Source organism: Streptomyces sp. NPDC031111 (genome assembly GCF_055570675.1).
Window position 1 is genome coordinate 325,487 of sequence record NZ_JBVIGS010000008.1, and the last position, 15,769, is coordinate 341,255.

Genomic DNA, 15,769 nt, shown 5'->3' on the forward strand with positions numbered 1-15,769 from the left:
TACGCGTATTCAGGTGTCTAGGACGGTCTTCTTTGGCCCCGCTGTGACGGCTTCGTCTGGCCCCGGGTAGGAACGGTTTGAATTGGCCCCACCTGGCTTCCAGGAGGCCCCGTAGACGTCAATGTCGGTGGCGGCACCTACCTTTTGCTCATGACTGATCAGCAGTGGGCGGGCATCCTTCAACGGGTCGAGGCTTTGGGGACGTCCCCCGCGAGCAACGACGTATTCGGGGCCTTGGGCCACAAATGGGTTCTGGAGCAGCCGCTCAGCCACGCCGAGCTCGCAGAGCTCGAGGCACAGATGAAGGTGACGCTGCCGGAGGACTTCCGAACCTTCCTCCTGTGTGTCGGCGCGGGTGGCGCTGGGCCCGCCTATGGCGTGTTCCCGGTGCGGCGAGTGCAAGGCCGCTGGCGGTGGGAGGGCGACGGCGCCGAGCTGGCAGATCTTTCCCGGCTTGCCGAGCCGTTCCCCGAGCAGGGTCCGGACCCGAAGCTACTGGAGGAACTGGCGGCCCAGTGCCCCGAGGAAGAGGACTTCGACGAAATCGAAGAGTTCGACAACGCCATCGAAGCGTGGGACGCACGCTGGGACGCTGTCATGTTCAACCCTGATCGCACCGTCGGCGCCATCGTCATCTCCCATCGCGGCTGCGCCCTGCGTAACTGGCTGGTGATCAGCGGCGCCCACCGAGGCACGATATGGACCGACGATCGTGCGGACGAGGCTGACCTGGCCCCCCTTCAGAGCGACGACGGGACTCCAATGGCCTTCGCTCGCTGGTACACTGACTGGCTGCGTCACGCCGAGCGCACAGCACTGCAGGCAATCTGAGCACCCGGAGTCGACCCACCGCGCACGGGCGCTCAGAGGCTCGTGCACTCGTTTGGAGTAGTGCGGTATTGACCCGGATTCGCGACCGGTATCACGCTGTGTGAGTTCTTGATTACGGCCGTGTCAGGAGGCCGGGCTTTGCAGCGTGTTGAGTTGTTCGAGCGGATCCGTCGCGACCGGCGGTTGGAGAACGCCTCCATCCGCGAGCTGGCCCGCCTACGCTGCCACGGCGCCGCAGGTGGAGCAGTGGCAGCCGCTGCCCAAGGAACTCCAGGAGCGTCTGCCGCGCCTGCTGCCGTTCGGAGGCAAGGACGAGAAGCCCGATGACGCGGTGCGTACCGCGCTGAGCAGCTGCTACGAGACCTACCTGGAGGACGAAACGCTCCAGGGCAGGGTCAGGGAGATCGAAACGGAGATCACCCAGCGCCTGGAGAAGGAAGCCGACTCCCTGTGCCGGCACATCCGCCAGCACTGCCGGGAGTTCGTCGGCGTGCAGGTCAAGCCCGAGGTTTCCTTCAAGGGCGGCTTCAAGCGCGCTCCTCTGGAAGTCTCCAAGGCCGACGGTGAGCCGGTGGACCTCACCCGCTCCGGGCAGGGCAGCAACCGCCGGATCGCGCTCGCGGTATGGGTGTGGACCAGCAACCTGCTCGAGAACAGCGAACTCGCCACGGGGGAGGGGGATGCGGAGCCGACCCAGACGATCGTCGTCTACGACGAGCCCGACACTCACCTGGACTACCGCCACCAGCGCACCGTCATGGACATCATCCGCAAACAGTGCGCCCTGCCCCACGTCAGCGTCGTCGTCGCCACCCACTCGATGAACCTCATTGACGGTGTCGACATCGCCGACGTCGTCCACCTCCGCCTCGGCGACAGCGGCCGCACCATCGTCGAACGCCTCACGGACGAATCCCACGAAGGGATCGACTTCCACCTCGGACAGATCGCCTCCGCCGTGGGGCTGCGCAACTCCGTCCTGCTGCACGAACGGTGCTTCCTCGCCGTCGAGGGCCCCACGGAACAGCAGTGCCTGCCGCTGCTGTTCCGCCTCTCCCAGGGCCTGCCCCTCCAGGCGGCGGGCATTGCCCTGTGGGCCTGCGGCAACAACGAAGGCGCCCTCCACCTGGCCGGGTACCTCGTCAAGAACCGCCGCACCGTCATGCTGATGGTCGACGCCGACAGCCGCACCAACAAGCACTTCAGGACGGAAAGACTGATCAAGGCCGGACTCGACCTCGACACCCAGGTCACGTGGATCGGCGAGGCAGACGGGTTCAACGAACTCGAGGAACTCTTCACCGACGCCCAGTGGGCCACAGCCGCCAACACCCACTGGCCCCGCCCCGAAGGCGTCCAGTGGACCGCCGAGGACTTCGCCGCACACCGCGGCGGCAAGTTCAGCGCCCACGTCCTGACGATGATCAAAGAACAGGCGGAGCACACCAGTCCCGACGGCAAGGACGACATGCTCTACGGCCTGGTCACCACCCTCACAACCCGCGAAGACGTCCCCTCGCAGCTGACCAAGGCCTTCAGCGACCTCCGGGCCCTGGCTGCCTGACCGGCCTCACGGCGCGCCGCTGCAGCATCCGCTCCTTGCGCTGCTGCAGCGTCGGCGCCGTCCAGACATGCCAGCCCACCCCCACGATGTGCTGCCGGCCATGCCCGCGCGCCTCAATCCCACACCAGCGGCACCCATTCGGTGCAACGGTGGACCCAGTACCGGTAGAACGCGATAACGACATCACATCCTCCTTCCCCCACCACCTATCTTGCCGCCTGCCACTGACAATCACCCGCTGGCACAGCAGCCGCAAGCGCGCGGCGCGGCAGGCGAGGAAACCGTTCACCATGGACACCGCGCACCAACTCCGGAACACCGTTTATCAGGAAAACCACCCACAGCACCCCCCACAGTAGTTACCTTCTGTGTTCATGCGGTTTCTGCACACTTCGGACTGGCACCTGGGCCGCCGGTTCCACGGAGAAGACCTGATCCCTGCCCAACGTGCCTTCCTCGACCACATGGTCGCCACAGCCCGTACCGAGGCCGTCGACGCCATCCTCGTGGCCGGTGACATCTACGACCGAGCCATCCCCAGCCTGGACGCCGTGCTCCTGTTCAACCGCGCCCTGCACCAGCTCGCCGACCTCGGCGTGCCGATCATCATGATCAGCGGAAACCACGACTCGGCCCACCGCCTCGGCGTCGGATCCGGCCTCTTCGCCCGCGCCGGCATCCACCTGCGTACCGACCCGGACACCTGCGACGTCCCCGTCGTCCTCAACGATCCCGACGGCCCCGTCGCCGTGTACGGCATCCCCTACCTCGAGCCGTCGATGGTCCGCACCCAGCTCGAGGCAGAGACCGCATCCCACCGCGCAGTGCTGACCGCCGCCCTGCACAAGATCCACGCCGACCTCACCAACCGCCAGCCGGCCGGGACCCGTTCCGTGGTCCTCGCCCACGCCTTCGTCACCCCCGGCACCGGCCAGAGCGAGGAACCCCGGGTAGAGGAGTCGACCAGCGAACGCGACATCAGCGTCGGCGGTGTCGCCCACGTCGGCGCGGACGTCTTCGACGGCATCGACTACGTCGCCCTCGGCCACCTCCACGGCCCCCAGAAGATCACCGACCGCGCCCACTACAGCGGCTCCCCCCTGCCCTACTCCTTCTCCGAAGCCGCCCACACCAAGTCCTTCACCCTGGTCGACCTCACACCCGGCACGGCCCCCGCCATCACCCGCCTGCCCTGCCCAGCCCCCCACCGCCTGGAACGCATCCAAGGCCTCCTCGAAGACCTCCTCAACGACCCCGCCCACGAAACACTCAAGGACGCCTGGCTCGAGGTCACCCTCACCGACCCGGCCCTGCCCTTCGAAGCCATGGCCCGGCTGCGCCGCCGCTTCCCCCACACACTCAGCCTCAAGCACCAGCGCGCCTTCATCCCCGCCCAGACCACCGACACCCCCACCTACACCGAACGCCTCCAAGACCGCACCGAACTCGACATCGCCTGCGACTTCATCACCGACCTGCGCGGCAGCGCCCCCACGCCCGACGAACACGCCCTGCTCCAGCAGGCCGTCGACGCCGCCCGCGTGAACGAACTGCAGAAGGAAACCGTCTGATGCGCCTGCACCACCTCACCCTGCAGGCCTTCGGCCCCTTCGCCGGCACCCACACCGTCGACTTCGACGCTCTGTCCGCCGACGGCCTGTTCCTCCTGCACGGCGACACCGGCGCCGGAAAAAGCACCCTGTTCACCGCCATCTGCTTCGCCCTGTACGGCGAACCCCCGGTCGACCGCACCCTGGAGCTGCGCAGCCACCACGCCCCAGCCGACCTGCTCACCCAGGTCACCCTCGACGTCACCATCTCCGGCCACCGGATGCTCATCGACCGCGTCCCCCAGCAGATGCGCCCCAAGAAGAACGGCACGGGCGAAACCCTCCAGAAGGCCGAGACCCGGCTCAGCCGGTGGACCACCGACTCCGCGGGAAAGGGCCACTGGGAGGCCTCCAGCAAGTCCCACCAGGAGACAGGCAAGGAGATCAAGGACCTGCTCGGCATGAGCCGGACCCAGTTCTGCCAGGTCGTTCTCCTGCCCCAGAACGAATTCACCAAATTCCTCTACGCCGACGCCAGCAAACGCCGCGAACTCCTCGGCAAGCTCTTCCACACCGACCGCTACGCCTTCATCGAACGCTGGCTGAGCGACCACAGCCGCACCACCCAGAAGAACCGCGACGCCGCCCGCGACGAGGTCCTGCACCTGGCGGCCCGCATCCACCAGGCCGCCGGCCCGGACCTGAAATCCCAGCACGACGCCCCCACGCCCGATGCCGCGCACGCCCTGACCGACCCTGCTCTGACCTGGGCAGGCGACCTCATCCAGGCCAGCCAGGCCGACGCCCTCACCGCCCAGGCAGACGCCGAGAACACAAAGAGCAACCAGCTCGCCCAGCAGAAGCTGGAAGCCGCCGCCCGCGAACTGCACAGGCAGCAGACCACCTACGCCACCGCCCGTGAACAACTGGACCGGCTGGACGAGCAGACCCCACACCAAGAAGCCCTCGCCCGGCGCCGGGAACAGGCTCGAAGGGCCCAGCGACTGGCACCCCTGCTGCACACTCTCAGCACCGCCCGCACCGACCACACCCGCGCCCAGAGTCGTGAAAGCGACGCCCGAACCCTGCTCCTTCCCGAGCATGCCGCACTGGAGGCCGCCGGCCTCGCCGCGGCCGGACAGCGCATCCGCGACGACATCGCCGTGCTGAACACCCTCCTTCCTGAGGAAACCGGACTCCACCAGCTCACCGCCGAACTGAAGCAGATCGACGCCGAGCGGCAGGACTTCGCCGTCCAGCAGCGCACCGCACGCGACTGGCTCGAGAAGGAGACCGCCCAGCGAGCCGCCCTGGAGATCCGCCGGGAGTCGGCCCGCCAGGCCGAGGAAGAAAGCCGGCGCCAGCAGACCCAGCTGGAGAGCCTGACCGGCCGCGTGACGGCCGCCGAACGACGCGACGCCCACCGTGCACAGATCACCGCCACCGAGCAGCACCTGGCCGCCGCCGAGGAGGAGACCGAGAAGGCTGCCCAGGCCCACATCGGCATCCGCCGCCGACGCACCGAAGGAATGGCCGCCGAACTCGCCACCGACCTCACCGACGGCGCACCGTGCCCGGTATGCGGCTCCTGCTCCCACCCGAACCCCGCCCAGGCACCTGACGGGCATCCCACGCGCGAGGACGAACAAGCCGCCGAGAAGACCCACCAGCGTCTCCAGCAGCAGCGCGACAAGATCGAGGCTGAGCTGCATAAGCTGCGCGAGAACGCCGCCGCTGCCACAGGCGAAGCCGGCGACACCCCGCTGGCCAGCCTCAAAGCCGACCACGACACACTCACCCAGCAGCTGGCCGACTCCCTCAAACGTGCCGCCGACCGCAGGAACGTCGAGGAGGAACTCTTCACCCTCGACCGGGAACACACGGCCATGACCCAGCAGGACAGCACCGCCACCGCAGGGCTGTCCGACCGCAACGCCAACTACGACAACCTGTCCCAGCGGCACGCAGAACTCACCGCGAAACTCGACGCCGCCCGCGGCACCGCCCCCACCCTCGCGGCCCGCATCGACGACCTCACCCGCACCGCCGACCAGCTCGAGCAGGCAGTCGAAGCCTCCCGCACCGCAGCCACCGCCAGCCACACCCTGCACACGCGCACGGGCGAAGCCACCGACGCTGCCACAACCCAGGGATTCGGCACGCTCACCGAAGCCGAACAGGCCCTGCTCAGCGAACAGGACCTAACCAACCTCGAGGAAGAAATCAACACATGGCGGGAGGCCCGCGCCTCCCATCAAGCCGTCCTCGACGACCCCCTCCTACAGCAAGCAGCCGCCCAGCCGGCCGCCGACATCGAAACGGCGGCAACCCTGCGCGCCGCAGCAGACGACCAGCACGCCCAAGCGGTCACCGCCTCCAACACCGCCCAGACCCGCACCACGCAACTCACCGACCTCACCAGCACTCTGGCCGAAGTCGTCGAGCGCCTGAAGGCACTCGAGCAGGCCCACAGCACCGCCCGCCACCTCGCCGACCTCGCCACCGGCAACGCCTCCGGCACCCGCGTCCGCATGCAACTGGAGGCCTACGTCCTGGCCGCCCGCCTCGAACAGGTCGTCGCCGCCGCCAACACCCGCCTGCACCTGATGTCCGAAGGCCGCTACGCCCTGCGCCACTCCGACCACCAAGCCGCCCACGGCGCCCGCTCCGGCCTCGGCCTGGAAATCACCGACGCCTGGACCGGCCACCCCCGCAAGACAGACACCCTCTCCGGCGGCGAATCCTTCTTCGCCTCCCTCTCCCTCGCCCTCGGCCTGGCCGACGTCGTCACCCACGAAGCCGGCGGCAACCCCCTGGACACCCTCTTCATCGACGAAGGCTTCGGCACCCTCGACGACGACACCCTCCACAACGTCCTCGACGTCCTGGACTCCCTGCGCGCCCACGACCGCACCGTCGGCGTCATCAGCCACATCCCCGAACTACGCCGCCGCATCACCCAGCGCCTCCACGTCCGAAAAGGCCCCACCGGCTCCACCCTCGCCCACCTGACCGAAGCAGCCGAATAACCTGCTCAGGAGAGCGGAGCTTTTGCCACGCCCTCCTGAGCACCCAGCCGACCCTCACGGAGCGCTGCACCTCCATGGCCCCCGACATCGAGCTACGGCCCCACCAAAAAGAAGCCGTCGCCGCCGCTGCCGCCACGCTCCGCCGCCACACCCGCGCGAGCGTCATCGCCGCCTGCGGCACCGGCAAAACCCTGATCGCCGCCCGGACCACCTCCCGCATCGCCCCCCGCGGCCGTGTCCTGGTCCTCCTGCCCACACTGGACCTGCTGTCGCAGACGGTCCGCTCCTGGCACATGGCCGGCCGTAAAGGGATCGCCGTGGCGGTGTGCTCGGCCCGCCAAGCCCTCGACCACGAGCCCCTCGGCGCCGACATCCCCCTCACCACCGACCCCACAGAACTCACCCCCCTCACCGCCACACCCCGCCCCGGGCCGGTCACCGCCTACGCCACCTACGCCTCGCTGCCCGCCGTGATCGCAGCCCACCGCGACCACCGCCTGCCGCCCTGGGACCTGGTCGTCGTCGATTTTACCAACCGTGACCTGGGTGTGTGGGACGTTCGCGTGGAGTGGTCCGGGGACGCGGGGAGGGGTGTGGACTCGGGGCCGGAGGGTTCCGCCAGCGGGGCGGCTCTGGGTCTGGAGGAGGCGCCACATGGTGGGTGGTCGGTTGGTGGTGGGCGAGTTACGGGTGCAGGAGATCGTTCGCGGGGACGGGCGGGTTTCCTACACGGTCGTGGATACGGACTGCTCGGTGGTGGCGGAGGCGGACGGATTCCTGCGCACCTGCCGGGCGGGTACGGACCGGACGTATGCGTATGCGCTGGTGGATCATCTGCGGTGGCTCCGCTTTGCGGGCCTGACGGTGGAGTCGGTGTCGCTGGAGGATCTGCGGCACTACATGGCGGCTTTGGGGGCGGATTATCCGGGGCCGTTCGGTCTGCCGTGGCGGGAGGGCAAGCGCCCCTACGGGCACAGCGCGTTGAAGACTGCGGCGGCCTGTCTGAAGGGCTTTTACCTTCACCTGGGCATCCGGGGCGTGAACGCGCCGGTGGCGGAGGCGCTGCGTGTGACGAGGTTGCCGACGCGGGCGGATCGGCGGCGGGCGATGCTCGGGCACGTCCTGCACAGCATGCCCGCGAACCCTCTGGCTCCGGCGGAGCGGGTGCGTCGGCATCCGAAGATGCTGCCCGAGGGCGCCCGGGATTTGCTGCTGGGGGCGGTGTCGTGCGCGCGGGACCGGATGGTGGTCACGTGGCTGGCCGACGGCGGTTTCCGGATCGGCGAGCTGTGCGGGCTGGGCCTGGTCGACCTGCACCTGCGGGAGCAGGCCACGTGTGGTCAGTGCCGGGGGCCGCATGTGCACATCTGCCACCGTGAGGACAACGCCAACCGGGCCCGGGTCAAGACCAAGACACCCTGGACCTGGCAGGACAACGCCGTAAGCGGCGGGACAGTGCGCCGGGCGAGCCCGGCGATGATCCACACCTACTTCGAGTACATCACCACCCAGTACCCCGCCCAGACCGCTCACGGCATGCTCCTGGTCAGCCTGCACGGCCCCACCCGGGGCCAGCCGTGGACCACTGCTGCGGCCCGCGGCATGCTGCGCCGGGCCGCAGCCCGGGTGGAGATCGGACGGGTGGTCCCGCACGCCTTCCGGCACAGCTTCGCCACTGCGGTGCTGGACGCCGCACGGGGTAACGCGGTGATCGCGCGGGAGGCCGGCGGCTGGGCCTCGGCCGCGACCGTCGAGCAGGTCTACGGCCACGTAGACGTCCACGACCCGATCTTCACCGCGGCGCTGGAGCAGGTGTGGGGGACACGGCCGTGATCCCGCTGACGCTGTTGCCCGGCCGCACCGACACCACCCGCATCGGCCGCGACCGGCTCGAACTGCTCACAGCCCTCATAGAGGCCCCCGCATTCGACCCGCTCTTCCGCGACACGCTGATCTTTATCCCGCCTCACCACCCGGTCTACGCCTGGCAGTGCGGCGTCGACGGCTGTGAACGCATCCGCCGCGTCAGCCACAACCTGTGCGGTTCCCACTGTCAGGAGTGGGAACAGGCAGAGCGGGCCGGCCAGTCCAAGCGCGCTTTCATGCGCGCCGCAACGCCTCTTCCGGCCGCGCGGGGAGTGGACTACGGGCGCTGCCGGATCTGCCCGGACCGCCCGGCCCTCAGCCCCACGACCCAGTTGTGCCAGCAGCACCAGAACCGCTGGCAGTATGGCTCGGCGGCGCCTGTCGACCGGAACCACCTCGGACGATGGGCTCTGGACCAGCACGCGTTACCCGGCTTCGGCCTCTGCAAGGCCCGCTGTCCGTTCTTGGCCTGCAGCTCGGTGGGATTGTGCATCCAGCACCAGACCCGCTACCAAACCGAGCAGCGTCCGGGAGGAGCCCGGTCGGAACGCATCCACGGCCGCATCGCAGACGGACGCCCGCTCCCCGTGACCTACGACGACGAGTCCGCCTTCCACGCATGGTGTGCCACCACGGAACCTGTGTCACAGCCGGGACTGGTCAACCTCCACCCGCTGCCTCCTCTGCTGCGGGCCGAGATCCAGTGGGGCCTGCACACCCATGCCCAGGCCGCACAGCACTCCGAGTGGACCACCAACGGCATCAGGAATCTCGTCAGACATTGCCGGCGAGGCGGCATCACGTCCCTGATGGACCTGCACGACGATGGCTACAAAGACCTCACGCGCAAGCAGATGGACTCCGAGGTCCGCAAGATCGTCTGGGAAATCGTCAACGGCCTGCGCTGCGTCTACTACAGCCCCTCCGACACCAAGGACGCCGGCTTCCTGGAGACCGATCACTTCGGGCGGCGCTTCAAGAACGCCCAGAGCCACTTCAACATCACCGCCGTACCGCAGCGGTGGCTGCGTGACCTGCTCTGGGACCATCTCGCCGAGTGGCTCAGATCCCCGCAGTGCCCCCGCACCAGAGGCCCCTTCGACCAGATGCGCCGCGCCGCCGTCGAACTGGGCGTCTTCCTCGAAACCGACGCCCCCGCCGCCGGCCACGACCCGACCGTGCTGCGCCGTGAGCACGCCGAGCGGTTCGTCGCCGACCAGCGCCACCGCGCCCGCCACGGCCTGCCGTCCCTGGGCATGGTCCTGGTCGACGGACGATCTCCCACCGTCACCGATCTGAGCTGCCAATTCGTCTTCAACGGGGCACGCAAGCTGCTCTACAGCGCCATCACCGCCGGCCACGCCGAAGGCCTCGGCATGGACACCGGCTTCCTGACCGCCATCCCCTTCGGTGGCGCCGGCCTCAAGCAGCGTTCCCGCAACCCCTTCAGCGACGACGTCGCCCGCGCGCTGACCGACGAGACCAACCTGCGCCGCCTGGAGGAACTCGACCTCAACGACCGTGGCCTGCGGGACATCTGGGAGACCATCGTCGCCACCGGGCGCCGCTGCAGCGAGGTCGTCGGACTGCGGCTGGACTGCACCGGCCGCTACCGCGGTCTGGCCATGCTGTGGCACGACCAGACCAAGGTCGGCAACTACAACGAGGGCATCCGCATCCCCGAGCCCATCTACCAGCGCCTCGATGCCCGCCGCACCAAGACACTCCAGCTCTTCGAAAAGCGCTACGGCCGCACCCCAGCAGCTGCCGAACGCCCCGGCCTGGCCTTGTTCCCCTCCCGCATCCGCAATCCCAATGGCCGGCAGCCGATCTCCTACGGACACTTCAACGAGCGTTTCAGGACCTGGATCGCCGGCCTCGACCTCGGCGGCGCCTACGTCGCCCACCAGGCCCGCCACACCCTGGCCACCAACCTGCTGCGCGCCGGCGCCACGCTTACCCACATCCGCCGCTACCTCGGCCAGCTCTCCGAACGCATGGCCGAGCACTATGTGAAGATCACCAACAGCGACCTCGAAGACGTCCTGAACACCGTCTGGGTAGCCGGCCCCGGCGCACCCCACCCAGGCAAACTCCTCTCCGGCGACACCACCCCCATGGACCGCGAGACAGCCCTCGCCCTGGCCCTGGACCTCTCCCGCCGCAGCACGCCCGCCGACGGCGGATTTTGCACCTACCAACCCGTCGTCGACGGCGGAGCCTGCCCCTGGAAACTCGACTGCGAGAACTGCGACAACTTCGTCCTCTCCGGCGCCGACCTCCTCTACTGGCGACGCAAAGCCGAACAGTGGCGTTCCATCGCCGAGAACGCCCCCGATGACGCCACCGCCGACTACCTCCACACCGTCTTCGAACCCACCGCCAAGGCGATCAAAGGACTCGAGCAGGCCCTGGCCGCCCTCGGCGTCCTCGACGAAGCCCTCACCCTCGACCTGCGGCGCCCCCAGGACTACTTCCACCGCACCTGGAGCACCGCTTTCCGCGCCCGCGACCTCGCCGCACTGCAGGCCCCCGACGACGCCACAGGGCAGCCATGAGCACTTCCCGCACCGACGCGGCCGTACGAGCCCGCCGCCAAGCCACCCAAGAGATGCTTCAACGCCTGCAGACCGCCCTGGCGGCCATGGCGCGCGACCATACCCCTGTCACCGTCGCAGCCCTTGCCCGTACCGCCCGCGTCTCACGCACCTTCCTCTACCAAAACCAGCAGGCCAGAGCCCTTGTCGAGCAGGCCACCCGTACAAGCAGACCTCATCCCGCAATCTCCAACAGCCGCAGCCGCACACAGGCCGCCTGGAGGGAGCGCGCCCTCAACGCCGAAGAAGCACTCGCCCAGACCCAGCGCGAAATCCTCACTCAGCGCACCCGTATCGCAGAACTCCTCGGCAAGATCCGCGACCTCGAACACGATCTCCCCGAAGGATCACTTCAGCGGATCGTCACCGAGAACACCAGCCTGAAGCACCACGTACGACAGCTCACTCAGGACAACCAACGCCACCAAGAACGACTGGCCAGCGCCCGCCAGAACAATCGCTTCCTGGACAAACGCGTCGCAGACCTTGAAGCCCAACTCGCGCCGTATCTCACCACCCCACCACCGCCACCGTGACCCAGCCTCGGTGCCCCGCCAGGTGGGGACGGCACGCTTCCTCCCTCAGGCCCATTTCACGCCCAGCTCGGTGAGCGCGGCACGCTGTTCGATGGTGAGCTTGTCACGGCGGCTCTTGGTGTTGGAGACCCATACCCCCAGCTTCACGACCACCGGCTCCGCTTCTCCGTCGACCGCGATCTCCTCTGCGTGGCCACGCGGCACAGGCCGCTGACCTTCCCGTTCGACCCACTGCGCCAAGGCGGCCAACCCGCGCTGGAAGGCCTGCTGGGCCTTGCTCGGCCCCTTCGCTGCGCCCCTGGGCGCCGGGGGCGAAGACGGAACCTCAGCGGGCTTCACACCGATCCTGGACATCCGCTTCTGCTGGTCGCTCGACAGCAACTTCCAGGTGCCCGGCTGTTTCTGCCGCTTCAGCCATCGTCCGAGGTCGTCGCCGTCGAACGTCACGCCGGGCTGGATGTCGGGCAGTATCCCGCCGGGCTCGTCCTCCGCGAGGTGGGCGAGGACGCGGTAGTGGCGTTGCCAGTCCAGGGGCCAGGGGCAGTTCCAGTCGGGGTCGATCTCGGCGAGTTGTGCGGCCCGTGTCTGCGCGCGTTCGGGGTTCTTGCCGAGGCCGCCCTTGCGACGGAGATTGGCGAGGTGCTGTCCGATGGGGACGGGCTTGCCGTCGGCGGGGTCGTCCCACAGGGCGTCCTGCCTCGGGGCCATGTGCCCGTGCGCGCGGTGGTACGAGCGCAGGACAGCCAGTTTCTTCTCCCAGGCTTCTTCGCCTGGTTCCCAGACCATGCCGGCTTCCGGGGCGTCGAGGAGTTCTTTGCGCCGAGGCTCCAGCTCACCCGTCCGCAGTGCCTTGCGCTGCTGGTGCACCCACCTGCCCAGCGGAAAGGACTTCGTGACGCCGACCTCGGTCTCAACGTCGTAGGGCACGGCGTAGAGGCCCGTGATCCCGTTCTCCGCCCGCCAGCGGACCAGGGCCTGGTAGCCCTGCAGCCAGACCAGGCTTTCGGGCCGGTAGACGCGGGTGCGCAGGAACGCGGCGATGGTGGCGGGGTCACGAGGGCTGGAGAACTGCAGCAGGTCGGACTCCACCATGCCACCGCCCTGCGTCTCCTGCCCTTCTTGGCCGGTGGCGGCGATGATGTGGCCTTCCTCGTCCCGTTGGACGTGGACCTTCCGCTTGCCGCTGCTCAGGGCCCGGTTGGCGAGCTGCTCCACGAGGTGCTCGGAGTGGGAGCGCAGGCCCTGGAGCACGGCCACGAGCGGGGCATAGGAGGCGCTGGCGACCATGTCGGTCGGCTCTTCGCCGGGCTGGAGGAAGACGGGCACGATGATGCGGGCGACCTTGGTCGTGCCGTCGAGATTGGGCCGCAGCGCCCGGCCGATGTTCTGCACGATCTCGACCTGAGAGGTGCGGGTGTCGGCGAAGCACACGGCCTCGACCCCCCGCTCACCGGTGATGTCGACGCCTTCCCCGAGCACGCGACAGCTGGCGAGGAACGCCCGGTGCACGCGCCGGCCCGCCGCGTCGATCCCATTGGCGAACTGCCGCAGCACCTCGCGCCGCTCGGCGACGAGGTGGTCGCCGCACAGCCACGCCGACCACACCCGGTCCGGAGGTACGTGACGGCCGGCCTCGACTTCGCCGGGCTCGGCGCCCACAGCAGAGGGCGGCCGCGCGGCCGCCTCCTCGAGAGCGTAGGCGGTGACCTCATCCGCATACAGATCGGCCGCGGTCCTGGGCAGATTGACCGCGAAAGCCTCGGCCTCCTCCACCCGGCTGTGAAAGGTCATCACCGTCTTGAGATTGCGGGCACTGGCATGCTCCAGCAGCGCAGCCTGCAGCAACGCCAGACGCCGGCCCCGCCGCGCCTCGTCGGACAGACCCACGAAGTAGTCCGGGTCTTCGATCTCCAGCACGTCGATCTCGAACCCGGCGAGGATCCCGCGTTCGATGCTCTCGCTCAGCCCGAGCTCGGCGAGCCAGGGCCCGTAGGTCTCGGAGTCCGCGGCCATCGATGCGATCTCCAGCTCCTGGCCCTCCGGACCCCTCTGCGGCCGGGGCGAGGCCAGGATGCGTGGAGTGGCGGTGAGGTAAAGCCGGAAGTCGGCGGGAATCCGCTGGTTGTCATGGATCGCGGCCCACGGCCGCCCGAGATCACCTGCGGTTGAGTGGGCTTCGTCCACGATCGCAAGGTCGAACGGGGCCATCTGCTGCCCGTAGAGCCGCTCCCCGCCCGCCAGGGCGGCTTCCACTGGCCCGCGGACCTTCCGCTGGTCCATCGGTGCGTCGATGTCCTCACGGTCCACCAGGGAGGCGTACGTGGCGAACACGATGACCGGGCCGGACCCGGCCCACAGGGCAAGCTGGATCGGGTTGGTGGTGGTGCGCACCCCCAGCGAGCCCAGCACCGGGTCGTTCTCCAGCGAGCACACCCCGACCATGGGAGAGCGGTGGCCCACCAGGCGCCACGCCTGGGCGGTCTGCACGAGCAGGTCCAGGGTCGGCACAGTGACGAGGATCCGGCCGCCCGGGAAGCACTCCAGCGCGCACGCGGCGGCGGTGATCGTCTTGCCCGATCCGGTCGCGGACACGATCGTGCCCCGTGCCCCCTCCGGCGGTACGGATGATCTTGCAGGGAATTCCGCCCACCGACGGAAAGCCGCTTTCTGGGCCACCTGGTGTTCCCGAAGCCGAATACCCAGCATTTCCCCGCTCCTCCTCTGCCTTCTTTTCTACTCGCTTCGGAAATCACAGGGACGGCGTGAAAGGCGGCACGGACACCGTACCGTCCTCGCCCACCACGATCCGCTCGGCAAGCTGGGCCAGGACCTCCGAGGGACGCAGCCCCGTCCGGCCGGCCACCACCCGGACCAGCCGACTGGACGCGACGGACAGCCAGACCTCTGCCCGCAGCTCATCGGCTTCCTCTCCCCGCCGTTCCCCCAAGGTGGCCTGTGCCGCAAGAGCACCAGCAAGCCGTTCCTCACGCTCACGAGCCCACACCGAGCCCTGAGCGTCCCGTTCCGGCTCGTACACACTCCAACCGACCGCAGTCATCAAGTCCCTGACGCGCCGCCACTCAGCATGCTGGGCCAGCCAGATGACAGCCAACCGCTCCCGGTCCATCTCGAACTCGTAGAAGGAACCGTTTCCCCTCAACTGATCCGCGGTTTCCCGCTCACGGACAGCGGCCTCCGCGACCTTTTCCGCGACGGCGGCGACGTCCAGGCTATTCGCCTGACGCCGGTTGCCGGGCCGGCCGGTGTCGTTGCGCCCGGCGAGCACGGCGTGGCGCACGCCGCCTGATCCCGCGCCACGTCCTGAGCACTCCACATGCGTTTTCCCTTTTCCGACAGGCGCGGGCATCTGGGCCCGCATCAGGTGGTTGGAGGGTGTCCGGTGTTTCCGTCAACACTACATGCCGCATCAACCTGATGCAGCCACTACACCGGCACCCGACACGAACGAGCAACCCCTCATCCTCGCAGCCAGCCCGGCCCGCGAAGCGGGCCTCAACGGTCCTGAAGGCGCAGCCGGAAGGACCGTCAGGCGGGGGAGCGCAGCGGACCCGCCGGCCCGGGCTGCAGCGCAGCGGAAGCCTGGTAGCGGGACGCAGTCCCGCCGCTCCGGGAGCGCAGCGGACGGAGCGTCAACCCCGATGCACAGCATCGGGGTTGTGCGGGGGGGGGGGTCCCCCCCCCCCGAAAGAGCCCCCACAAACCGAGCCCCACTCCCCCCTCTCCCACCCCCCCCCCCCCCCCCTTCCTCTCCTGGTGTGCCCTCAGTATCCCTCCC

At 68.8% G+C, this 15,769-nt stretch carries 9 protein-coding genes and 1 pseudogene; 8 read left to right on the forward strand and 2 right to left on the reverse strand.

The window, feature by feature from the left end:
- Positions 1-150: 150 nt before the first annotated feature.
- The 8 genes and pseudogenes from ACZ470_RS19320 (at position 151) to ACZ470_RS19355 (ending at position 11,973) form a co-directional block, all read left to right on the forward strand.
- On the forward strand, positions 151-831 hold the full coding sequence (locus tag ACZ470_RS19320) for an SMI1/KNR4 family protein (RefSeq protein ID WP_468428628.1): 681 nt from the start codon (positions 151-153) through the stop codon (positions 829-831).
- Between the two features lie 238 nt (positions 832-1,069).
- The gene (locus ACZ470_RS19325; protein ID WP_468428629.1) at positions 1,070-2,395 is read left to right on the forward strand and encodes an ATP-dependent nuclease; all 1,326 of its coding nucleotides are present in this window, start codon (positions 1,070-1,072) and stop codon (positions 2,393-2,395) included.
- 374 nt (positions 2,396-2,769) lie between these two features.
- Positions 2,770-3,966, forward strand: coding sequence for an exonuclease SbcCD subunit D (locus ACZ470_RS19330; protein WP_468428631.1), 1,197 nt, complete (start codon positions 2,770-2,772; stop codon positions 3,964-3,966).
- Positions 3,966-6,974 carry an AAA family ATPase gene (locus tag ACZ470_RS19335; protein WP_468428633.1) on the forward strand — a complete coding sequence of 1,003 codons (3,009 nt, stop codon included), beginning with the start codon at positions 3,966-3,968 and terminating at the stop codon, positions 6,972-6,974. The genes ACZ470_RS19330 and ACZ470_RS19335 overlap by 1 nt, the downstream gene beginning before the upstream one ends.
- A gap of 74 nt (positions 6,975-7,048) precedes the next feature.
- Positions 7,049-7,252 (forward strand): annotated as a pseudogene (locus tag ACZ470_RS19340) (DEAD/DEAH box helicase family protein); the annotation flags it as partial.
- A gap of 376 nt (positions 7,253-7,628) precedes the next feature.
- Positions 7,629-8,807, forward strand: coding sequence for a tyrosine-type recombinase/integrase (locus ACZ470_RS19345; RefSeq protein WP_468428634.1), 1,179 nt, complete (start codon positions 7,629-7,631; stop codon positions 8,805-8,807).
- Entirely contained in the window at positions 8,789-11,398 is a 2,610-nt protein-coding gene (locus ACZ470_RS19350) for a tyrosine-type recombinase/integrase (RefSeq protein WP_468428636.1), read from the forward strand. Before ACZ470_RS19345 ends, ACZ470_RS19350 begins: the two co-directional genes overlap by 19 nt.
- The gene (locus tag ACZ470_RS19355; RefSeq protein WP_468428638.1) at positions 11,395-11,973 is read left to right on the forward strand and encodes a DUF6262 family protein; all 579 of its coding nucleotides are present in this window, start codon (positions 11,395-11,397) and stop codon (positions 11,971-11,973) included. Before ACZ470_RS19350 ends, ACZ470_RS19355 begins: the two co-directional genes overlap by 4 nt.
- 45 nt (positions 11,974-12,018) lie before the next feature.
- Here ACZ470_RS19355 and ACZ470_RS19360 read toward each other — a convergent pair whose 3' ends face one another.
- Positions 12,019-14,679, reverse strand: coding sequence for a helicase associated domain-containing protein (locus ACZ470_RS19360; RefSeq protein ID WP_468428640.1), 2,661 nt, complete (start codon positions 14,677-14,679; stop codon positions 12,019-12,021).
- 43 nt (positions 14,680-14,722) lie between these two features.
- Entirely contained in the window at positions 14,723-15,271 is a 549-nt protein-coding gene (locus ACZ470_RS19365; protein WP_468428642.1) for a hypothetical protein, read from the reverse strand.
- Between the last annotated feature and the right edge of the window lie 498 nt (positions 15,272-15,769).